Annotated in this window: 14 protein-coding genes; 6 read left to right on the top strand and 8 right to left on the bottom strand. The window is 63.5% G+C overall.

Annotated features, from left to right (window positions below):
• Positions 1 to 2: 2 nt before the first annotated feature.
• Positions 3 to 1,691 carry an FAD-dependent oxidoreductase gene (locus AB5Y93_RS03690; protein WP_368228825.1) on the top strand — a complete coding sequence of 563 codons (1,689 nt, stop codon included), beginning with the start codon at positions 3 to 5 and terminating at the stop codon, positions 1,689 to 1,691.
• Positions 1,692 to 1,800: 109 nt separating this feature from the next.
• On the opposite strand, the gene AB5Y93_RS03685 is transcribed toward AB5Y93_RS03690, so the two are convergent.
• From AB5Y93_RS03685 to AB5Y93_RS03665, 5 genes are read right to left on the bottom strand one after another with little or no spacing between them, the layout of a single operon-like run.
• Positions 1,801 to 2,229, bottom strand: coding sequence for an ion channel (locus AB5Y93_RS03685; RefSeq protein ID WP_042015948.1), 429 nt, complete (start codon positions 2,227 to 2,229; stop codon positions 1,801 to 1,803).
• 1 nt (position 2,230) lies between these two features.
• The gene (locus AB5Y93_RS03680) at positions 2,231 to 3,259 is read right to left on the bottom strand and encodes a hypothetical protein (protein ID WP_368228824.1); all 1,029 of its coding nucleotides are present in this window, start codon (positions 3,257 to 3,259) and stop codon (positions 2,231 to 2,233) included.
• 8 nt (positions 3,260 to 3,267) lie between these two features.
• The gene (locus tag AB5Y93_RS03675) at positions 3,268 to 4,359 is read right to left on the bottom strand and encodes an HlyD family secretion protein (protein WP_368228823.1); all 1,092 of its coding nucleotides are present in this window, start codon (positions 4,357 to 4,359) and stop codon (positions 3,268 to 3,270) included.
• Positions 4,352 to 5,869 carry an efflux transporter outer membrane subunit gene (locus tag AB5Y93_RS03670; RefSeq protein ID WP_368228822.1) on the bottom strand — a complete coding sequence of 506 codons (1,518 nt, stop codon included), beginning with the start codon at positions 5,867 to 5,869 and terminating at the stop codon, positions 4,352 to 4,354. The genes AB5Y93_RS03675 and AB5Y93_RS03670 overlap by 8 nt, the downstream gene beginning before the upstream one ends.
• A gap of 4 nt (positions 5,870 to 5,873) precedes the next feature.
• Positions 5,874 to 6,911 carry an AI-2E family transporter gene (locus AB5Y93_RS03665; RefSeq protein WP_368228821.1) on the bottom strand — a complete coding sequence of 346 codons (1,038 nt, stop codon included), beginning with the start codon at positions 6,909 to 6,911 and terminating at the stop codon, positions 5,874 to 5,876.
• Positions 6,912 to 6,998: 87 nt separating this feature from the next.
• On the opposite strand from AB5Y93_RS03665, the gene AB5Y93_RS03660 reads away from it, so the two are divergent.
• The 3 genes from AB5Y93_RS03660 (at position 6,999) to pbpC (ending at position 14,682) form a co-directional block, all read left to right on the top strand.
• Positions 6,999 to 7,133 (top strand): hypothetical protein, encoded by a 135-nt coding sequence (locus tag AB5Y93_RS03660; RefSeq protein WP_010674281.1) that lies wholly within the window; start codon positions 6,999 to 7,001, stop codon positions 7,131 to 7,133.
• A 330-nt stretch (positions 7,134 to 7,463) separates the two neighbouring features.
• Positions 7,464 to 12,308, top strand: a complete 4,845-nt coding sequence (locus AB5Y93_RS03655) for an alpha-2-macroglobulin (RefSeq protein WP_368228820.1) — start codon at positions 7,464 to 7,466, stop codon at positions 12,306 to 12,308.
• A 52-nt stretch (positions 12,309 to 12,360) separates the two neighbouring features.
• Positions 12,361 to 14,682 (top strand): penicillin-binding protein 1C, encoded by a 2,322-nt coding sequence (pbpC, locus tag AB5Y93_RS03650; RefSeq protein ID WP_368228858.1) that lies wholly within the window; start codon positions 12,361 to 12,363, stop codon positions 14,680 to 14,682.
• Positions 14,683 to 14,770: 88 nt separating this feature from the next.
• Here the strand turns inward: pbpC and AB5Y93_RS03645 are convergent, their stop codons facing one another.
• The gene (locus AB5Y93_RS03645; RefSeq protein ID WP_368228819.1) at positions 14,771 to 15,730 is read right to left on the bottom strand and encodes a hypothetical protein; all 960 of its coding nucleotides are present in this window, start codon (positions 15,728 to 15,730) and stop codon (positions 14,771 to 14,773) included.
• Positions 15,731 to 15,894: 164 nt separating this feature from the next.
• On the opposite strand from AB5Y93_RS03645, the gene thiI reads away from it, so the two are divergent.
• Complete coding sequence (thiI, locus tag AB5Y93_RS03640; RefSeq protein ID WP_010674285.1) at positions 15,895 to 17,343, top strand: tRNA uracil 4-sulfurtransferase ThiI; 1,449 nt, start codon at positions 15,895 to 15,897, stop codon at positions 17,341 to 17,343.
• Between the two features lie 75 nt (positions 17,344 to 17,418).
• Here the strand turns inward: thiI and AB5Y93_RS03635 are convergent, their stop codons facing one another.
• Both AB5Y93_RS03635 and AB5Y93_RS03630 read right to left on the bottom strand, forming a co-directional pair.
• Positions 17,419 to 17,811, bottom strand: coding sequence for a hypothetical protein (locus tag AB5Y93_RS03635; protein ID WP_039038657.1), 393 nt, complete (start codon positions 17,809 to 17,811; stop codon positions 17,419 to 17,421).
• A 101-nt stretch (positions 17,812 to 17,912) separates the two neighbouring features.
• Positions 17,913 to 18,545, bottom strand: a complete 633-nt coding sequence (locus AB5Y93_RS03630; protein WP_042863619.1) for a trimeric intracellular cation channel family protein — start codon at positions 18,543 to 18,545, stop codon at positions 17,913 to 17,915.
• Between the two features lie 382 nt (positions 18,546 to 18,927).
• On the opposite strand from AB5Y93_RS03630, the gene AB5Y93_RS03625 reads away from it, so the two are divergent.
• Positions 18,928 to 19,827 (top strand): flagellin, encoded by a 900-nt coding sequence (locus AB5Y93_RS03625; protein ID WP_041215448.1) that lies wholly within the window; start codon positions 18,928 to 18,930, stop codon positions 19,825 to 19,827.
• The last annotated feature ends 697 nt before the right edge of the window (positions 19,828 to 20,524 follow it).

The following is a 20,524-nucleotide window of genomic DNA, read 5'->3' as shown; positions in this document are numbered from 1 at the left end:
AGATGAAACGGATCCTGATTGTGGGTGGTGTGGCCGGGGGAGCGTCCGCCGCCGCCCGTGCCCGCCGTTTGAGCGAAGAGGCGGAGATCGTGATGTTCGAGCGGGGCGAGTTCGTGAGCTTCGCCAACTGCGGTCTGCCTTATCACATCGGGGGGGATATCCCGGATCGGGATGCCCTGCTGCTGCAGACACCGCAAAGCTTCAAGCGCCGTTTCAACGTGGATGTGCGGGTGTTTCACGACGTCATCGAGATAGACAGGGCCGGCAAGAGCCTGCTGGTGCGCAACCTGCTCACCGGCGAAGAGCGGCGCGAAGCCTACGACGTGCTGCTGCTGAGCCCGGGCGCTGCCCCCATCCGGCCTCCCTTCCCCGGCATCGACAGCCCGGGGGTACACACCCTGCGGAGCATTCCCGACATGGATCGCATCCTGGCGGCGCTGGCGCACGACAAGCCCCGCCACGTCACCGTGGTGGGGGGCGGTTTCATCGGGCTGGAGATGATGGAGGCGCTGCACCAGCGCAAGCTGGATGTCACCCTGCTGGAGCTCTCCGATCAGGTGATGGCGCCGGTGGACAAGGAGATGGCCAACCTGCTCCACGCCCGCATCCGGGAGGAGGGGGTCGATCTTCGCCTGCGTACCGGCCTCGCTGCCATCGAAAGCCTGGAGGTGCCTGCCGAGAAGACTGCCGCCGTGGCGACCGCCCAGCGGGGTGGACTGCGCCTGACCCTGAGTGACGGCTCTCATCTCGACACCGGCCTTCTGATCCTCGCCATCGGCGTCAAGCCCGAGACTCTGCTCGCCGCCAAGGCGGGGCTGGTGCTGGGACCGCGGGGCGGCATCAAAGTGGATGCCGGGATGCGTACCTCGGATCCCTGCATCTTCGCGGTGGGGGACGCGGTGGAGGAGACCGATTTCGTCACCGGTGAATCCGTGCTCATTCCCCTGGCGGGCCCGGCCAACCGCCAGGGGCGCATTGCCGCCGACAACATGCTGGGGCGAAGCGAGACCTACAAGAAGACGCAAGGGACCGCCATCTGCAAGCTGTTCGATCTGGCGGTGGCGAGCACTGGGCTGAACGAGAAGCGACTGGTGCAACTGGGATTGCCGTTCGAGAAGGTCTATGTCCACCCGGGCAGCCACGCCGGCTATTATCCTGGCGCCCATCCGATCAGCCTCAAGCTGCTGTTTGCCCCCGATGGCAAGATTTACGGCGCCCAGGCCATCGGCAAGGATGGCATCGACAAGCGCATCGACGTGCTGGCGGTGGCCCAGCGCGCCGGTCTCACCGTGTTTGATCTGCAGGATCTGGAGCTCACCTATGCGCCGCCCTTTGGCTCGGCCAAGGATGTGATCAACATGGCCGGGTTCGTGGCGAGCAACCATCTGAAGGGGGACACCCTGCTCTGCCACGCAGCCGAGGTGCAGGCTCGCCACCCCCATCAGCAGGTGGTGGATGTGCGAAACGGCCCCGAACTCGACAAGCTGGGGCGCATCCCGGGGGCGCTGCACATCCCCCTGGACGAGCTGCGCAGCCGTCTTGATGAGTTGCCCAAGGATAAAGAGCTGCTCATCAGCTGCCAGGTGGGTTTGCGCGGTCACGTGGCCTGCCGCCTGCTGAGCCAGCACGGTTTTCGGGTCAAGAACCTCTCCGGCGGTTTCAAGACCTGGCAGACGGTGATCGCCGAGTAGATGCCCCAGGCTGACATGGCCCGATTGATCACTCTGTATGCAAACGGGCCACTCCAGTGAGTGGCCCGTTTTGTTGCCGCAGGGGTTTGCCGCAGGTGGCCCCTCGCTGTCAGGGGGTCACGTCATCGAACTGCTTGCGAATGTGGTGCTGCAAGACCGCGAGCATGGAGGCGCCGGAGAGGCCTATCATCAGGGCACCGTTGACTGCCTCCAGGGGGCCGAGCAGCTTCCACTGCGGGCTCATGACGATGTCGCCATAGCCCAGAGTGGCGAAGTTGACCCCGGAGTGATAGACGGCCTCCTGCAGGGTATCGAACTCCCCTAGCCACAGGAAGAGCCCGCCCCAGACGCCGATCTGGGCCAGGTTGCCCAGCATCACCAGAGTGATGATGCCAAACAAAGCCAGCATGCCGGCCAGGGCCCCCTCGCGTCGATTGAATCGCTTGACGTAGAAGCGGATGCACCAGACGGATACCAGGGATTGCAGCAGCATGTTGACCAGGATCACCGGGATGCCGACCAAAAAAATCGTTAACATATCAATCTCCTAGCTTGGCTTCTGCCAGTGGGCGGCCGACTGGCCACCACTGTTCGAGCAGCAAGATACAGAGCCAGCCATAGCCGGCCACCACCAGATAGAGGCCGCAACGCATGGCGGCCGCCAACCACACATCCTTGCCGGTGGCGCTGTCCTCGATGGCCGGGCCAAACAGGATGAGCGCCGTGATCCAGGCGTTGCTCCAGAAGGATGGCGGGAAACGCCCCGCCACCAGCCGCACCAGGCGCCGCGCCAGCCAGAGGGTCATCAGGGCCAGCATCAGCACCAGCATCAGGAGCGAGGGCCAGAGGCTGAGCCCGAGCCAGAGTGCGAACGCCAGCAGGGCGCCCATCAGGGTCGAGAGCACCAGCTCCTGGCCCGCCTGTCTGGCGTTGAGGGAGGTACTCTGCTGGGCCAGGGTCACCGTCTTCATCACCGCCGGAATGTAGAACGCCGGATTGCCGAGGGCCATCAGCCACACCGGCAGCACCATGGCGACGGCGCGCAGCGCCAGCCGCTCGGGGTGTTCGGGGGGCAATGGCACGGGCCTTGCCGCCGCCCCGGCCACCGGCAGGGGAGGGAAGAGCGCGTGGGCCAGGCGGTTGACCAGGGTGCCTATCAGGATCCCCAGTCCCATCATCTGGGCAAGGGCGATGGCAAGGGACTGCTCGATGAGACCGGCCACCGGGATCACCGTGATGGCCATGATGAGCAGCATGGCGGCGGCCCCCTTGCCGGCCATCGCCTGCTGCATCAGCAGGTAGAGCAGCAGGGCGACGAGCAGCATGGCCGCCAGGGCATAGTGGGTCAGCAGGGGCACCAGCAGCACGCCGCCGACCATCACGGCCAGCAGCAGAGCGCCACCCAGCAACCCTTTGCCAAGGCTGAGCGGCTCGCCGGGTCGGCACAACACCACCCAGGCCATGATGACCCCGAGGTGGGGCATGGGTAGCGCCAGGCCGTAACAGATCCCCGTCGCGAGCCCGATGCCCGTGCCAATGCGCAGTACAGCCTTGTCGGCGTTATGCATCTGGCGTCTCAATAGAGGAAGGAGAAGAGGCTCATCAGGCGGATATAGAGCGTCCCCAGGAGGTGCATCACCCCGCTCTCGCCGGTGTAGACCAGCACGTCGGCCTGACCACCGATCCGCAGCGCCTCGACCGGTGGAAAGTCGTCGCCCTTGAAGGCGACCTTGACCGGGAAACGCTGGGCCTGGCGCAGCCAGTCGCGGTTGTTGTCCACCGTGGGCAGGGTACCGGCGGGCTGGTTCTTGCCATCGCCCACCCCGTAGCCGACGCTGCGGACTTTCCCCTCGAACAGCTGTCCAGGCAGGCTGTCGAGCAGGATGGCGACCTTGTCCCCTGGTCGAATGTTGCCGAGGTTGTTCTCCGTCAGATCCGCCGATACCCAGACGTCGTGGATGGCGATCAGGGTCATGGCCGGGGCGCCGGCCCCGATAAACTGGCCCGCATCCGTGCTCAAGTCGGTGATGAGCCCCCGGCCCGGCGCCACCACGTGGGTGTTCTGGCGATCCAGCTCGGCCTTGTGCACCGCCGAGCGGGCACTGAGCAGCTGGGAGTTGTCATCGCCGCTCTCCCCGGCGGCCTCGATGGCGCGGCGAACGTCGGCTTCGGCCGCCGCCACCTGGCTCTTGGCGGTCTCGCGGCTGGCCTGGGCCACCTCCAGGCGACGCACCGAAATGGCCCCCGGATCTTCCCGATAGAGCCGCTCCTGGCGCTCGGCATCCTTGGCCGCGTTGTCGTAGGCAGCGCGCATGGCCATCAGGGAAGCCTCGGCCGCCTTGACCCCTTCGGTATTTGCCTTGACGCCGCTCAGCACCGTCTGGTAGTCGGATCTGGCCTTGGCCAGGGCGATGTCATAAGGCTCGGGATCGATCTCGAACAGGGGGGCGCCAGCCTCCACGTCCTGATTGTCGTGGACATAGACCCGCTTGATCTGGCCTGCCACCTCGGCGGCGACGGGGACCACGAAGGCCTGCACCCGGGCCTGGGAGCTGTAGGGGGTCAACCTGTCCGCCAGCAGATACCAGGTGAGCAGGAGGAGGATCGCGGCCAGCAGCCCGAGGGTGGCGCGGCGGCTGGCCTGGCCGGGAGAGGCTGTGTCAGTCATGGGAGTTTGCCTTCTGTGTCATGGGGGAGTGGGCTGCGTCGAGCAGGGGGGCCCAGTCGGCGCGCGTGCGCAGTTGAGCCTCCACCTTGGGGGTCACCAGGGGACGTTCGCGCCCCTGTTCCCAACCGCCACCCAGTGCCTTGTAGAGGGTGATGAGGTCGCGCATCCGGGCACCACGGCTGTTGACCAGGCGCTCCTGCTGGTTGAACAGGGCACGCTGGGAGTCGAGTACCCGCTGGAAGTCCGCCATCCCCTCGCGGTACTGGGTGTTGGCGATTTCGAGGGAGCGGCGGGCGGCTTCGCCGGTCTGGGTCAGCAGGGCGATCTCCTCCTGGCCGTTGGCATAGGCCACGGCCGCGTCATCCACCTCGCGGGCCGCCTTGAACACGCTGTCGCGATAGCGTTCGTGAAGCTGCTGGAAGCGGGCGTCCTGCACCAGGATCTGGTTGCCGAGCCGCCCCTGATCCAGCAGGTTCCAGCTCAGCGACGGCCCGACGGCCCAGGAGAAGGTGCCACTTTCCCCGCCGCTGGCATTGACTCCCAGGGTGCCGAGCAGGGTGATGGAGGGGTAGAGCTCGCTCTCGGCCACCCCGATGAGGGCCGACTGGGCGGCCAGCTGGCGCTCCGCCACCCGCACGTCGGGACGGCGGCGCAGCAGATCCGCGGGCATCTCGGTGACCAGGGCCAGCTCGCCCTGGGGGATCTTGCCGGTGTTGGTGGTCATCTCGGGCAGGGGACCCGGGGCGCGGGCGAGCAGGGTGGAGAGGGCGTTCTGGCTTTGGCGCAGGCTGGTCTCGAGCTGGGGAATGCCGGACAGGGTGCCCAGGTACTGCGTCCTGGCTTGCTGCACGTCCAGCTCGGCGCTGTTGCCGCTCTTGAACAGTCGCTCGGTGATCTCCAGGCTGCGCCGCTGGATGCGGGCATTCTCCCGGGCGATCTGGAGCCTGGCCTCCAGGGTACGGATGCTCACATAGAGCTGGGCCACCTGGGCGGCCATCAACACCTGGATGTCGTCATACTGGGCCAGGCTCGCGAAATAGCTGGCATCCGCCGCCTCGACTCCGCGCTGGAACTTGCCCCAGAAGTCGAGTTCCCAGCCGAGGTTGAAGCCGGCGCCGTAGCTGCTGCCCGCGCTGCTGTGGCCGCCCCGGGTCTGACCTGCCTGGAGGAATTCTGCCGTTCCCACCGTCGCCTGGGGGCCGAGCAGGCTCTCGGCGATGCCAAGCTGGGCCTGGGCCTCGAGGATCCGCAGGCCGGCGATCCGCACGTCCGGATTCTTGAGGAAGGCCTCCTCCACCAGGGCGCTCAGCACGGGATCGTGCAAGTTGTCCCACCATCGTCGGTAGTCGGTCACCGTCACCGCCTGCTGACCCTCGCTGGCGCTGTGCCAGTTGGCCATCTCCTCGACACCGGGGGCCTGATAATCGGGCCCGAGCAGAGTACAGGCACCGAGCAGCAGGCAGGTGCCCCCTGCAAACAGGGGGCGAAGGAGAGAAAGTGCGTCGGCCATGGGGTTATTTTTCCGCGTTGGCCAGACCGTCGTTGACCCAGGCCATGAAGATGCGATAGCCGATGGAGAGCAGGGTGGCACCGATGAACATGCCGAGGATGCCATTGGTGGCCATGCCGCCGAGGGCCCCCAGCAGCACTACCGGCATGGGCGCATCGACGCCACGCCCCAGCAGCAGCGGCTTGAGCACGTTGTCGGCCATGCCGGCCACAACCAGCAGCACTGAGTAGATGACGTTGAGCAGGGTGCCGTGATCCCCCGCCATCCACATGAAGGCAATGGCCGGTCCCGTGACCAGGATGACGGGGACCTGGGCGATACCCAGGATCAGCGCCAGGACGAAGAAGATGCCGACCGCCGGGATCCCGGCGAGGGACATGATGACGCCAGCCAGCAGGGCCTGGATGAAGGCGACCCCGATGACCCCCATGGCCACGGCCCGGATGGTGCTGGTGCACAGCTTGGTCAGGGCGAGGCCCTTGCGCTCATCGGTGATGCGCATGGCGATGCGCTCGGCGCTGATGGCACCCGGTGCACCCCAGGCCATGATGATGCCAGCCACGATGAAAGAGGCGACGAAGCCCAGCAGGCCGCCTCCCATGCTGGCGAGCATGGCGACAGTCTGCTTGGCCATGTCGCCGAGCTGCGGCTTGTAGCTGATGAGGAGGCTCGGCAGATCCACGGATGCCTTGGTCCATAAGGCGTGCAGCTTGGCACCGATCAGCGGGATGCTGGCGATGTCGGCGGAAGGCGCCGGAATCACCAGAGTGTTGTTGTTCACCTTGTCTATCAGGGCGCTGACGCTGTCTCCCAGGGAGCCGAGCATGGCAACGGTGGGGGCCACGATGAGCAGGATGCCCAGCAGGACCAGCAGGGTGGACGACTGGCCCTGTTTTCCCCCGAGTCGGGCGGCAAAGCGCTGATGGAGGGGGTAAAGGGTGACCGCCAGGATCAGGGCCCACAGCATCATGTTCATGAAGGGGTAGAACACGGTGAAGCAGAACGAGCCTAGCGCCAGAATAAGGCCAAATTTGATGAACATGTCCAGGAATCGGGCAACCAATCTTTTTTCGACGAGGGACAGATCGTTATTTTCCATGCTGATATGACTCCAGAGAGGGATGGATGCATGACCCCGCTGACCCTGTGTGAACTCAAGGTCGGCATTCTGGTCGATGGACAATTAATAAGTTTGTTTTCAATGGTTGAGGCATACATCGAGCGCACCTGCACGTTATGTATGGCACAGGTGTTCAAGGCTTAAAAAATATTTATCTGCTTGATATGTCGTTGATTGGAAGGCCTGCATTGAGCAGGGCCGAGAATAATGAATGGCCCGATCACGCACAAGTGAACAGTGGTGCCCGGTTTAGCCTGGGTTCAGAAAATCACGACAATCCTCTTTCATGGAACAGGACATCGCATGCAGGGTCTCGAATAAACCTCGCGGTTCACGGGGCGTCGCGCTCCCGTCCGAGGCGATGTGCCCATTTCTGTTGGCCGATGCCGCCCGACATGGCAGTTGGTGTTCCCGGGAGTGACGCTTTATTCTATTGGCTCCTGCGCTGCGGCGATCCAACCCGGGATGAACACCATGCACCTCTCTCTCTCCTGCCCCGTGACTCGTCTTCCCCGTGTGGCCTGGCTGGCGGCGCTGCTGCTGGCTGGTTGCGGCCCCGACAAGCCTGTCAGCCAGGTGCCGACGACTGACCCGATGGCCCGGCAGGAGGCGGGAGCGCCCGCCTCCGTGGTGCAGGCCAATGCCCGTCAATATCGCGATGCCCCGGCGCTGGCGCTGGTCTTCTCCGGCCCATTGGCGCCCAAGGCAAACTGGCAGAGCTGGCTTTCTGTGAGTGAAGGGGGCAAGCAGGTGCAGGGGGAGTGGATCCTCGCCGACGATGGTCGCACCCTCTATTTCCCGAACGTTCAGCCCGACAAACGCTACGAGGTGAGCCTCAAGGCGGGGCTGGGCCCATCCCCCCAGCGCTGGACCCTCAAGACCCGGCCGCTGGAGGCGGGGGCCTCCTTTACCGCGAGCGGCATGGTATTGCCGCTGCGCGACGAGCTGCGCCTGCCCATCAGCGCGGTCAATGTGGACGAGGTCAATATCGACTTCTTTCGGGTCGATGCCGAATACCTGCCCCGTTTCCTGGCCGAGTATCGCCCCGGTGCCGGCATGGGCAACTGGGAGCTTGAGCAGATCACCAAGCGGGCCAAGCGGGTATTCAGCGGCCGCTATGCGTTGGAGCTCGATGCCAACCGGCGCGAGACCCGCCTCATCAATGTGAAGGAGCCGCAGCTGGCGGAGGCTGGCGTCTACTTTGCGGTGATGTCCCCCCTTGGCAACTATGACTGGCGCAAGGAGACCACCTACTTTGCGGTGAGCGACATGGGGCTCAGTGCCCGCCGTTACCGCGATGAGCTGGAGGTGTTCGTCAGCTCCCTGGCCAGCGCCGACCCCCTCAAGGATGTGCAGCTCTCCCTGCTCGACCAGAAGGGCAACCGGCTGCAGGTGCAAACCACCGACCCCCAAGGTCATCGCCGCTTCGATCAGGTGCAGGGGGCTCGCCTGCTGCTGGCCGAGCAGGGCAAGCATCTGGCGGTGCTGCGCCTCGATGGCGCGGCGCTCGATCTCTCCACCTTCGATCTCGGCACCCAGCCCTGGCAGGCTCAGCAGCTCTATCTGTTCAGCGGGCGCGACCTTTATCGCCCCGGCGAGCGGCTCGACAGCGAGATCCTGCTAAAAGGGCAGGATGGCCAGCTGTTGCCGGGCATGGCGGTGGAGCTGGAGGTGAAACAGCCGGACGGCCAGCTGCTCGAACAAAAGCGCCTGCTGCCGGACAACCTTGGCGCGGCCCACTACGGCCTGCGCCTGCCGGATGATTCACCGCTCGGGCGCTGGACCATCAACCTCAAGACCGCCGCCGGTAGCCGCTTCGAGTGGCCTTTTCTGGTGGAGGAGTTTCTGCCGGAGCGGCTGAAACTGCAGCTTGGCAAGGGGCCGGATGGGGAAGTGACGAGTCTGGACGCCGCCCTCACTCTGCCACTGCAAGGGGACTATCTCTACGGCGCACCAGCCAGTGCCACCAAGGCCAAGGCGGAGGTGAAGTTAAGCCGCGCCACCATGCCCTTTACCCAGTGGCAGGAGTTCACGTTGGGTGACGTGCTGCTTGCCGAGCAGGCCAAGGATCTTGAGGCGCTGAATCTCACTCTCAATGCACAGGGGCAGGGGACTTTTTCGCTTGCTGATGAGCTCGATGGGGTGCGCGCCCTCGGGCCGCTGGAGGTGGCCTATCGGGTGTCGCTCTCAGAGCCCGGTGGCCGCGCCGTCAATCGCAGCCGCACCCAGTATGGCTGGCCCGAGGGCAGCCAGTGGCCGGCACTCAAGGCCGATTTCGTAGCAGAGCGGGTAGAGGGGGGCAAGCCGCTCCCCTTCCAGATCCTCAACCTCGATGAGCAAGGCCAGCCGGTGGCGGGGGCGGTGAAGGTGCGCCTCATCAACGAGTACCGCGACTACTACTGGCACTACGCCGATGGGGAGGGGTGGAAGTACGAATTCAACAGCCAGCCCTATCTGGAGCAGGAGCAGACCCTGCAGCTGGATGGCAAGGGGCCGACCCCGCTCACGCTGCAACTGGCGGCGGGCTGGTATCGATTGGAAGTGGAGAACAGTCAGGGCCATCAATCCAGCCTGCGGGTGGAGATAGGTAGTTACGCCTGGGGCGGTGGTGGCGAGCAGGCACGGCCTGACAAGATTGCCATCACCCTCGACAAACGCGCCTATCAGGCCGGGGAGAAGGCCAAAGTGACCCTGGTGGCGCCGCGCCCCGGTAAGGGCTTGCTGCTGGTGGAAGATGGCGACGGCCTGCGCTGGTGGCAGCGTATCGAGCTCAAGGGGGCCGGTGGCGATGCCAAGGATGCCCGCGGCGAGTTCGAGATCCCGGTCAGCCCCGAGTGGCAGCGCCATGATCTGCATATCTCGGCCCAGATCGCCGCGCCAGACAGTGACTCAAAGCCGGTGAGCCAAAAGAGTGTGCAGAGCCTGCGTTCGGTCGGTCTGGTGTCGCTCACCCTGGATCGGGAAGCGCGCCGGCTGCCGCTTACCCTGAGCGCGCCGGATAAAGCGGTGCCGCTCACCCGGCTGGAAGTGACCGCGACCTCCACCCCCAACAGTCAGGGACGGGTGGTGCTGGCTGCGGTGGATCGGGGCGTGCTCAATATCAGCGACTACCAGCCTCTTGACCCGTTCGAGATCTTCTTTGGTCGCAAGCGCTTCGCCCAAGATTTGTTCGACAACTACGGCCAGGTGATCCCGCCGCAGGATGGCAAGCTGGCCCGCCTCAACTACGGCGGCGATCGGGCGCCGCTGAAAAAGGGCGGTGCGCTGGAGAGCCGGGTCGAAATAGCCGCGCTCTGGAGCGGCGAGGTGAGTTTTGACCAGCAGGGCAAGGCGGTGATCCCGCTCGAGCTGCCCAACTTCAACGGCGAGTTGGCGCTGATGGCGCTGGCTTGGAACGAACAGCAGGTCGGTGAGGCCGAGCGCGCCGTCAAGGTGGTGGCGCCCTTGGTGGCCGAGATTGGCTGGCCGCGCTTTGGTGCCAGAGGGGATGAGACCCGGGCGCTGGTGCAGCTGCGCAACATGAGCGGCGAGGATCAGACCCTCTCCCTTGTCTGGACCCTCAATGGTGGGTTGAAAGCAAACGGCGAGCTGCCCCGCACCCTGGCCCTTAAAAACGGCGAGGAGCAGTGGCTGACCCTGCCGCTCACCGTGACCGGGGCGAGCGGTGTGGCAAGCCTGCAGTTGGCTGCCAGCGGCAAGGATTTTGCCATCAGCCGCGACTGGACTTTGCCGCTGCGCTCCCCCTGGCCGGCCGAGACTCGCCAGCGTTACCAGATGCTGGCTCCCGGCCAAGATATGAGCTTTGCGCCAGCTGAGCTGGCCGGGCTGGATCGTGCCAACCTGCAGGGGCTGCTCAGCCTCTCCGGCACTCCCCCCTGGGATCCGGCAGCCCAGTGGCAGGCGCTGGCCGACTACCCCTACGCCTGTCTGGAGCAGACCTTGTCCCGTGCCTGGCCTTACTTGCTGACCACGGCCGATGAGCGGGCTTTCTGGAGCAAACCCGCAGAGGGCAAGAAAGCGGCGAGCGAGGCAGACGTGCAGCGCGCCCTGCTACAGCGGCTGCAGCGGTTGCAACTGTCAAGCGGTGGTTTTGGTCTGTGGGATGCTCGCTCCGACGAGGAGCAGTGGCTCACCGCCTATGCCGCCGACTACCTGCTGGCGCGCAAGGAGGCGGGCGATGCCGTGCCGGAGGCAATGCTCAATCAGGCGCTGAACCGGCTGCAAAGCTATCTCACCGACAGTCAGTATGGTGAGCGCTGGAGCAGTGCCCCCGAGCACAGCCGGCTGGCCTATCAGGCCTACAGTGCCTATGTGCTGGCCCGGGTGGGCAAGGCCCCACTCGCTACCCTGCGTCTTATCTGGGAGCAGCAGGCCGATCACGCCCGCTCCGGTTTGCCGCTGCTCCACCTCTCGCTGGCCCTCTCGGCCATGGGGGATGAGCAGAACGCCGCCAAGGCCCTCAGCCGGGCATTGGCGACCGAGCGCGGGGACGACTATCTGGGGGATTACGGCTCGCCGCTGCGCGACCAAGCCCTTGAGCTTTCGTTGTTGCGCCAGCACAAGCTGGCTGCGGAGATCTGGCCGGCCCTCAGTGCCAAGGTGGCCGATACCCTGGCCCATCGTCAGTGGCTCAGCACTCAGGAGCGGCTCGCCCTGTTGCGACTCGCCCGCGTCGATCCGGCCGTCGACTGGCAGGCCAGGGTGACCTCCTCTCTTGGCATTGGATCCCTGAGCGGTTCGGCTCCGCTGCAGCAGGGCACCCCCGAGGCACTGGCGGCCAGTGTGGTTACCAATGAGGGCAAGGGATCCCTCTATGTGCAGCGCACCCTGGTCGGTTACCCCGAGCAGGCGCCGGCACGGATCAGCAAGGGAATGAGCGTGACCCGCAGCTGGTTCAACAGCGACGGTCAGCGTTTTGACCCGGCCAAGGTGAAGGTCGGCGATCTGGTGGTGGTGCGGCTCAATGTCAGCAGTGAATCGGCGGTGCCCGATGCCCTGCTGGTGGAGATGGTGCCCGCCGGCTTCGAGCTGGAGAACCCGGCCCTTGGCAACAGCATCAAGCTCGAAGAGCTCTCCATCGAGGGGAAACCAGCGTGGCAGAGCGAGTGGAACGACTACCTCAAGCATCAGGAGTTTCGTGATGACCGCTACACGGCAGCGCTGGATCTGAGTGCCGGGAGCAACCAGCAACTGATCTACCTGATGCGGGCGGTGACGCCGGGTCGCTATCAGGTGCCGCCGACCCAGGTGGAGGATATGTACCGCCCCGAGCTGCGGGCTGTGGGTGAGGATATCCACGAGGTGATCATCTCTGAGTAACAAACCCTCCCTTGAGCGGGTTCGCCCGCTCACTTTCTGGCAGCGTGGCTGGCTGAGCCTGGGTCGCACTGGCCGCGCTGGCTGGCTCTGGCTTGGTGGCCTGCCACGCTGGCTGCGCTTTTCGGTGCTGGGCGTTGTAGCACTGCCCCTGTCATTGCTGGCGCTGGATCGACTATTCCCGCCGCCGCCACTCGACCGTGCCTACGCACGGGTGGTGCTCGACATGAAGGGGCGGCCGCTGCGCGCCTTTGCCGATACCAGCGGCGTGTGGCGCTACCCCGTGACCCTGGAGCAGGTCTCCCCTCGCTATATCGAGGCGCTGCTGGGCTACGAGGATCGCCATTTCTGGCGTCATCCCGGGGTCAATCCGGTGGCCATGGTGCGTGGGGTCTGGCAGTGGCTGCGCTACGGGCGCGCCGTGTCGGGCGGCTCGACCCTCACCATGCAGGTGGCGCGTCTTATCGAGCCCTACCACAGGAGCGTGCCCGGCAAGCTGCGTCAGATGGCGCGCGCGCTGCAACTGGAGTGGCACTATGACAAGCGCACCTTGCTTACCGTCTATCTGAACCGGGCGCCGTTTGGCGGCAACCTGGAGGGGGTACAGGCGGCAAGTTTTGCCTATCTCGGCAAGAGCGCCGCCAAGCTGACCCATGCCGAGGCGGCGCTCTTGGCGGTGCTGCCTCAGGCCCCCAGCCGCAACCGGCCGGACCGGCATCCCGAGCGGGCCCGCACCACCCGTGACAAGGTGATGCAGCGGCTAGTGGCACAGGGCGTTTGGCCCGAACAGGTGTGGCTGGAGGGGCGTATCGAGCCTGTGCTGGCCCGCGGTCACTTCACGCCGATGGAGGCGCCGCTGTTTGCCCGCCTCGCCGCCGACCATCAGGCCGGGGCCCTGGTGCATACCACCATCGACGGCGATCTGCAGCGTTGGTTGGAAGGGCGGGTGGCGAGCTATATCCGTCGCTTCCCCGAGCAGACCTCAGCGGCGTTGCTCCTGGTAGACAACAGAACCATGGCGGTACGCGCCTATGTGGGCAGCGCCGAGTATGGCAATCTGCGTCGCCACGGTTACCTCGACATGGTGCAGGCGATCCGCTCTCCCGGCTCCACCCTCAAGCCCTTCATCTACGGTCTGGCCATGGACGAAGGGTTGGTGCACTCGGCCTCCCTGCTCTCCGATGCGCCAAGGCTGGGCTCGGACTATCGCCCCGCCAATTTTTCCGGCGCCTTTCAGGGGCCGGTAACCCTCGCCCAGGCACTGCAGCAATCCCTCAACGTGCCGGCGGTGCAGGTGCTGGAGGCGCTGGGGCCGGACAAGCTGGTCAGCCGCCTCGACAACGCCGGAGTGCGGCTGGCCCTTTCCGACAAACCCAATCCGGCCATTGCGCTCGGGGCAGCGGGCATTCGGCTTGAGCAGCTGGTGGCCCTCTACAGCGCACTGACCCGGCAGGGGCAGGTGGCGATGCCGGTCTGGCTGGCGGGGCAGCAGGCGGTGTCGCGCCCTTTGCTGAGCCCGGGAGCGGCCTGGATCATCTGGCAAATATTGAGCGCGCAGGGACGTGCGGACCAACCCTTTGCCAGCGAGGCGACCGGCCGGGTCAACCGACTGGCCTGGAAGACCGGCACCAGCTATGGCTATCGCGACAGCTGGGCCATGGGGGTCTCCGGTCGCTGGACCATCGGCGTCTGGCTGGGGCGCCCCGACGGCACCCCCATGCCCGGCTTTTATGGACAGAGTGCGGCAGTGCCACTGCTGCTCTCTGTCTATTCGCGGCTGGCCGACAACAGTCCCCTGCCAGCACAACCCAACACGGTGAGCGAAGCGGAGATCTGCTGGCCCTTGGGGCGCAAGGGGAGCACGACCCTGCCTGAGGCCTGTTTGCAGCATCAGAGCGCCTGGTTGCTGGAAGGGCGCGACCCTCCCACCTTGCCGGACCCCATGGATTGGCCCTCGCCGCTGCGCCAGGTTGCGCTCACTGTCGACGGCAAGCCGACGCTGACCCGCTGCCCCGATGCGGCACAATCCACTTTTAGAGCGCTCTGGCCGCTGTCGCTGGAGCCGTGGCGCTCACCGGGCGAGCGGCGTCAGGCGCTGCTTGCCAGGGGCTGCGCGGGGGAGGGGCAGAGCGCCGAGCAGCAGGCCCCCATCCGCATCCTGGCGCTGGGGGAGGGCAACCTTATCCGCAGTCAGCGCTATCGGTTGCAGCCCAGGGTGCTCGGCGGTGTCGGCAAGCCGGCCTGGTTTCTCAACGGCCAGCGGCTGCGCTGGGACGGGGATCAAGTAGTGAGCAAGGCGGGCCGCTATCAGCTGGTGGTAGTGGATGAGGCGGGAAACAGCGATCGCATCGAGTTTCGGCTGGAAAACCCCTCCTGAGGGCGTGGTGAGCGCCAGAATATTGACGGCATCGGGGATGGTACCGATGCCGTCAGTGGATTGTCGATTCCCCGGCAGAAGTGGGGAGTCAGGGCTTGACCTGCCCCAGCCGGGTGAAGAAATGCCGGCTCTTGCGCTGGTGGAAGTGGCTCTTCTTGATGGGATGAAATACCAGGTCGCTCTGTGGGTGACTCTCCTTGAGGTGGTGGATCATCGCCATGGCCGGTAAGCCAGTACTGACGAGCGTGGTGAGCGGCAGGGTGACGGTCTCGGGTCCCAGCAAGGGTGTGAACCCCTGCTGGGCCTGCTCGAAGCGGGTCAACACGGCGGGTTCGGCGTAGCCGCTGCCCAGCATGGCGAGCAGGGCATCGAGGGCCTGATGGAGCTCGGCGAGCTGCTGACGAAAGCCGCTTCGCCCCCGCAGGGCAATGAGCTCTGCAAACGGGATGTCGGCCAGGTGAGTGGGCACTTGCAGCGGGATCTCGAGGTGGAAGCAATCCTGACCGCCGCGATTGTGGTAGCGGGATTCGAGCAGGTGAAGCAGGCGGTCGAGATAGTCGTGATCGGTAATAAGCGCCCCGTCATTGGCGAGTGCCCACTCACGGGCGAGGCGCATGGAGAGCAGGTTGGCAAAGCGGCGCGCCATTCTGATCCCCCCTTCATCCTGCGTCGCAAAGCCGTGGGACAGACAAAACCCGTGCAGCCGCTCCAGTCCCGCCTGAGCCGGGCAGAAGCAGTCGTGGTTGGCAGGCTGGCGCCAGCGACCGATCAGCTCCTTGTTGCCAAACACCTTGTGACGCACGAAGTCGGGGGCGACCAGGCCGGCAATCTGGCTCTCCACCTGGGGCGTGATATGGGCGAAGAAGGCGGGTTCTGGCGGCTCGGCCAGCAGGTCGGTTTGCTGGCGTAGGGTCTCCAGCAGGGCGGTGAGACCGCTCTTCTCACTGACGGTGAAGACGAAGGCGAGCCGCTCCAGATAGAGCAGGGCAAACTTGAGCCAGAGCTCGTCGCGTACCTCCATGCCGGGGTAGTAGATATGGGTTTTCATGAATGCTGTGTTGCCAGGATGCAGGGGTGGGAATATACGCATGATTGCCCGGATGCGGCAAACTTTGCGTGGGGGAATGTGAGCGGCCGCTCATGCAGTAGGCGCTGGTCACAAAGTTCTGATATAATTCGCGCCCTTAAATCAAGGCCACCCGAGTCATTACCATGAAGTTCATTATCAAGCTGTTCCCTGAAATCACCATCAAGAGCAAGTCGGTTCGCCAGCGCTTCATCAAGATCCTGCAGGGCAACATCCGCAATGTCCTGCGCCGCTTCGACGACGATGCCCGGGTGCGGATGGATTGGGACAAGCTGATCGTGAGCTCGCGCAATGACCAGTTCCGCGAGCAAGCCATCGAAGCCCTGGCCTGCATCCCCGGCATTCAGGCCTTCCTCGAGGTGCAGGCCAGCAAGTTTACCGACCTGCACGACATCTTCGAGCAGGTGAAAGCCGTCTGGGGTGATCAGCTCGAGGGCAAGACCTTCTGCGTGCGTGCCAAGCGCCACGGCAAGCACGAGTTCTCCTCCCTCGAAGTGGAGCGCTACGTGGGCGGTGGTTTGAACCAGCACTGCGTGAGCAACGGCGTGCGCCTCAAGAACCCGGATGTGAAGATCAACCTCGAGATCGATGGCGAGGAGCTTTTCATCGTCAGCGCCATCCACCAGGGGCTGAGCGGCATGCCCATCGCCACCCAGGAAGATGTGCTGAGCTTGCTCTCCGGCGGGTTTGACTCGGGTGTCGCCTCCTTCCAGTTCATCAAGCGCGGCTGCCGGGTGCACTACTGCTTCTTCAATCTGGGTGGGGCGGCTCACGAGATTGGCGTCAAGCAGGTGGCCTATCACCTGTGGAACCGTTTCGGCTCCTCCCACCGGGTGCGCTTCACCGCGGTGGACTTCGAGCCCGTGGTGGCCGAGATCCTCGAGAAGATCGACAACGGCCAGATGGGTGTGGTGCTCAAGCGGATGATGATGCGTGCCGCTGCCAAGGTGGCCGACGAGTTCCAGATCCCGGCCCTGGTGACCGGCGAGTGCGTTGGCCAGGTTTCCAGCCAGACCCTCACCAATCTGAACGTCATCGACCGGGTGACCGACAAGGTGATCCTGCGCCCGCTCATCACCTGGGACAAGCCGGACATCATCAGCGAAGCCCGCCGCATCGGCACCCTGGAGTTCGCGGAGACCATGCCGGAGTATTGCGGCGTGATTTCCAAGAAGCCGACCGTGAAGGCCGAGCTCTCCCGCATCGAGGCGGAAGAGGAGAACTTCGACTTTGCCATTCTGGACAAGGTGGTGGCCGAGGCCCGTTACCTCGACATTCGTCGCATCGGTGAAGAGACTGCCGCCGAGGTGCAGGAGGTGGAGACCACCGCCGAGAGCGGTGACGACGAGGTGATCCTGGACATTCGCTCCATGGAGGAGCATGACGACAAGCCGCTGGTGGTGGAAGGGCGCGAGATCATGCATATCCCCTTCTTCAAGCTGGCCACCGCCTTTGGTGATCTGCCGAAAGAGAAGACCTACCTGCTCTATTGCGATCGCGGCGTGATGAGCAAGTTGCAGGCGCTTTACCTGAAAGAGAAGGGCTTTGCCAACGTCAAGGTCTACCGTCCGTGATGTGACGGCAAGACGCGTATAAAAAATCCGGCCAAGGCGCCGGATTTTTTATTTCACTCGGATGAAGGTAGATGCTCAGGGGCAGGGGACCGGGGTGAAGGTTTCCTGACCCTGACAGCGCCAGCCCATCTCGGCCTGACGCATCTGCCACAGGTTGTTGCTGCGAAACAGGGTCAGGATGTAGAGCATGTCGCTACGCTGGCCATCAAGGGCCACCGAGAGCACCAGATCGTTGTCCAGCTGTTGAGCATGGATACGGGTGGGTACATCTTTATGGCCGACGAAGCGGCGAGCCACTTCGCGATAGTCGTTGACCCAGCCTTGCTGACTGCTGCTCGCCTGACGGATCTGCTGGTTGAACTGCTGCACCGGGGTGGATGCCAGACGCCCGAACAGGGCCTGTGCCCCCGCATGAGCCGCTGCCACCATCATCAGAACAAGCGTGGTAATGAGCCCAAGTTTTTGCATGAGGTTTTCCGGCTTGAAACGACCCCTGTATGACAACAGAAAAGCCGGCTTGGTTCAATCTTGTCCCTGCCGGGATGGGATCTCGCCCACTCTGAGGCTTCTCAGTTGCGCTGCAGCGAGAAGGTGGGCAGGGAGAGGTGCCAGTAGATGGCCGCCACCCGCAGACCAAACACCCCGAGCATGCTGATGAGCATGGCGCTGACCCTCTCTACCCCGACCTCCAGCGACAAGGTATAGAGGATGCCGCCCAGAATGCAGGCGGTGGCGTAGATCTCCTTTTGCAGCACCATGGGCACTTCCCGGGCCAGCACGTCACGGATCATGCCGCCCGCAACCCCCGTCATGGTGCCCATCAATACGGCGATAAGCCCCGATGTACCAAAGTTGAGGGCTTTTTGTGCCCCGATCACGGTAAAGAGCGCCAAACCGAAGGCGTCCGCCACCGGCAGCACGTACCAGGGCATGCGACGGGGCAGTTTGACCATCCACATGCCGATGAGCGCCGTGGCAATGACCACCCAGATATAGAGGGGGTCGCGCACCCAGAAGACGGGGGTTGCCCCCAGGATCATGTCGCGGATGGTGCCACCCCCGATGGCGGTGACCGCCGCCAGCACCATGACACCGAAACCATCCATCCTGAGACGGCCGGCCACCAGTACGCCCGAAAACGCGAATACCGCAGTACCAAACATGTCGCTGATGTAAACAATCTGCTCAACCAGTGTCTGCATGGAGAACAACTCACGTCCAATAGATGATGGGGCGGCGATTTTAGGGGCAAGGTGTGGGGATGAGCAATGCTGGCGTGCAAAAGTGGGAGCCAGCGCCGGTTTCTGAAGGCTGGGTGAAGATCACGCTCCCGCCTTGTCTGATGCGGGCTGTGGCCACTATGGCCCGGGGGGCAGGTAGTCAGGTGACAAAAAATCCCGATTTTTTTCTCAAGGGAAGGGAATAGAGGCCGATATATAGGTTAGGCGGCGATTACTGCCAGAAAGGCAGAAAAAAGAAATTAAAGTCTTGTGAAAAGGCGCCGTTAACTAAACATATCAGGCACAAAACACAATAAAGCCTGAGTGAATTAAAGTTAAATTTTAATAGCTTAGGAGAAAAATCATGAGTCTGTATATCAATACCAACGTTTCATCGCTCAACGCTCAGCGTAATATGATGAACAGCACCAAATCCCTGGATACCTCCTACACCCGTCTGGCCTCCGGCCTGCGCATCAACAGCGCCAAGGACGATGCGGCAGGTCTGCAGATCTCCAACCGTCTGACCTCCCAGATCAACGGTCTGGACCAGGGCAACCGCAACGCCAACGACGGCATCTCCCTTGCTCAGACTGCTGAAGGGGCGATGGATGAAGTGACCGGTATGCTGCAACGCATGCGTACCCTGGCTCAACAATCCGCCAACGGTTCCAACTCCGCCAAGGATCGTGAAGCCCTGCAAAAAGAAGTGGATCAGCTGGGTGCCGAGATCAACCGTATCTCCACTGCAACCACCTTCGCAGGTACCAAGCTGTTGGACGGCTCCTTCGGTGGCACCTTCCAGGTTGGTGCGGATGCCAACCAGACCATCAGCTTCAGCCTGAGTCAGGCCGATGGTTTCAGCATCTCCGGGATTGCGGCTGCGGCGGCAACGACGATTGCTACTACGGGCGCAGCTGTCGGTATCTCTACTGTCTTTATCGGCGGTAGCGCTGGTGGTATCAGTATCAGCAGCCAGAGCAACGCCCAAAACGTGCTGGCGGCGGTTGATTCCATGCTGACCGTGGTCGACAGCAAGCGTGCCGAACTGGGTGCGGTGCAAAACCGTCTGGACTCCACCATTCGCAACCAGGCTAATATCTCGGAAAACGTCTCTGCCGCTCGCTCCCGTATCCGCGATGCAGACTTTGCGACCGAGACCGCCAACATGACCAAGCAGAACATCCTGCAACAGGCGGCTTCCAGCATCCTGGCCCAGGCCAACCAGCGTCCCCAGTCTGCACTCTCCCTGCTGCAGAACTAAGGTCCTGATGCCGAGAAAAAGAAAAGGGCGGTTGTTCAGGCCGCCCTAGTAAACAAGATGGAACAATGGGGTGTTCGGATTTACGCCTTGTTCTATCGAAAGAGAAGTTCTCTTATTGGTATACCCCTCGAGTGTTGCGCAGATCGTTCACTCTGTCACCCTCGAGGTTGTTCTCCTGAGCGTAAGCTCTTCTTTGGCCGACATTGTCGGCCTTTTTTATGGGCGCCGAAAAAATGGCGACACAGAAAACACTGCACAACCCATGCCAATTTATGGCATCAGATATGAAAAAGGCGGGAGAGGACCAAGGGAGGGGGAAATGAAGTGGCCGATGGGCTACCAAGGCTCCGCTTTCTCACTTTAGTGACCTGGTATGCATAAATTGTTTTAAAGGTTCTGAGAGGCAGGCCGTTACAGAAGATGAAGCAAATCGAGGGGTGTTCGGAAAACCAACATTTGCGCAACTGCGGGTCCGATGTCCGTTCAAACAGAGGACCCGCCAGATGAGACAGACCGTTCAATCTGTCCATCTGAACGGTGGGAACCTGATTGTGTATGACACAACACACAGGGCCCGCAGTTCCTTGTTCATCAGGAGAGACCTTTTATGGCCATGTTTATCAACACCAACACTTCATCACTGAACGCCCAGCGTAACTTGATGAACACCACCAAGTCGTTGGATACCTCTTACACC

This window comes from Aeromonas sp. R10-1 (genome assembly GCF_040908465.1).
Lineage (GTDB): Bacteria > Pseudomonadota > Gammaproteobacteria > Enterobacterales > Aeromonadaceae > Aeromonas > Aeromonas caviae.
The sequence above is the reverse complement of the archived record's forward strand: the minus strand, read 5'-3'. Positions and strand labels throughout refer to the sequence as shown.

Bases quoted from the DNA above. Each gene is read 5' to 3' on its own strand.
- AB5Y93_RS03660 (WP_010674281.1), top strand. From the start codon at position 6,999: ATGACCCCGCTGACCCTGTGTGAACTCAAGGTCGGCATTCTGGTCGAT.
- AB5Y93_RS03645 (WP_368228819.1), bottom strand. From the start codon at position 15,730: ATGAAAACCCATATCTACTACCCCGGCATGGAGGTACGCGACGAGCTC.
- AB5Y93_RS03665 (WP_368228821.1), bottom strand. From the start codon at position 6,911: ATGTTCATCAAATTTGGCCTTATTCTGGCGCTAGGCTCGTTCTGCTTC.
- AB5Y93_RS03625 (WP_041215448.1), top strand. From the start codon at position 18,928: ATGAGTCTGTATATCAATACCAACGTTTCATCGCTCAACGCTCAGCGT.
- AB5Y93_RS03675 (WP_368228823.1), bottom strand. From the start codon at position 4,359: ATGACTGACACAGCCTCTCCCGGCCAGGCCAGCCGCCGCGCCACCCTC.
- thiI (WP_010674285.1), top strand. From the start codon at position 15,895: ATGAAGTTCATTATCAAGCTGTTCCCTGAAATCACCATCAAGAGCAAG.
- AB5Y93_RS03655 (WP_368228820.1), top strand. From the start codon at position 7,464: ATGCACCTCTCTCTCTCCTGCCCCGTGACTCGTCTTCCCCGTGTGGCC.
- AB5Y93_RS03635 (WP_039038657.1), bottom strand. From the start codon at position 17,811: ATGCAAAAACTTGGGCTCATTACCACGCTTGTTCTGATGATGGTGGCA.
- AB5Y93_RS03630 (WP_042863619.1), bottom strand. From the start codon at position 18,545: ATGCAGACACTGGTTGAGCAGATTGTTTACATCAGCGACATGTTTGGT.
- AB5Y93_RS03690 (WP_368228825.1), top strand. From the start codon at position 3: ATGAAACGGATCCTGATTGTGGGTGGTGTGGCCGGGGGAGCGTCCGCC.
- AB5Y93_RS03670 (WP_368228822.1), bottom strand. From the start codon at position 5,869: ATGGCCGACGCACTTTCTCTCCTTCGCCCCCTGTTTGCAGGGGGCACC.
- AB5Y93_RS03680 (WP_368228824.1), bottom strand. From the start codon at position 3,259: ATGCATAACGCCGACAAGGCTGTACTGCGCATTGGCACGGGCATCGGG.
- AB5Y93_RS03685 (WP_042015948.1), bottom strand. From the start codon at position 2,229: ATGTTAACGATTTTTTTGGTCGGCATCCCGGTGATCCTGGTCAACATG.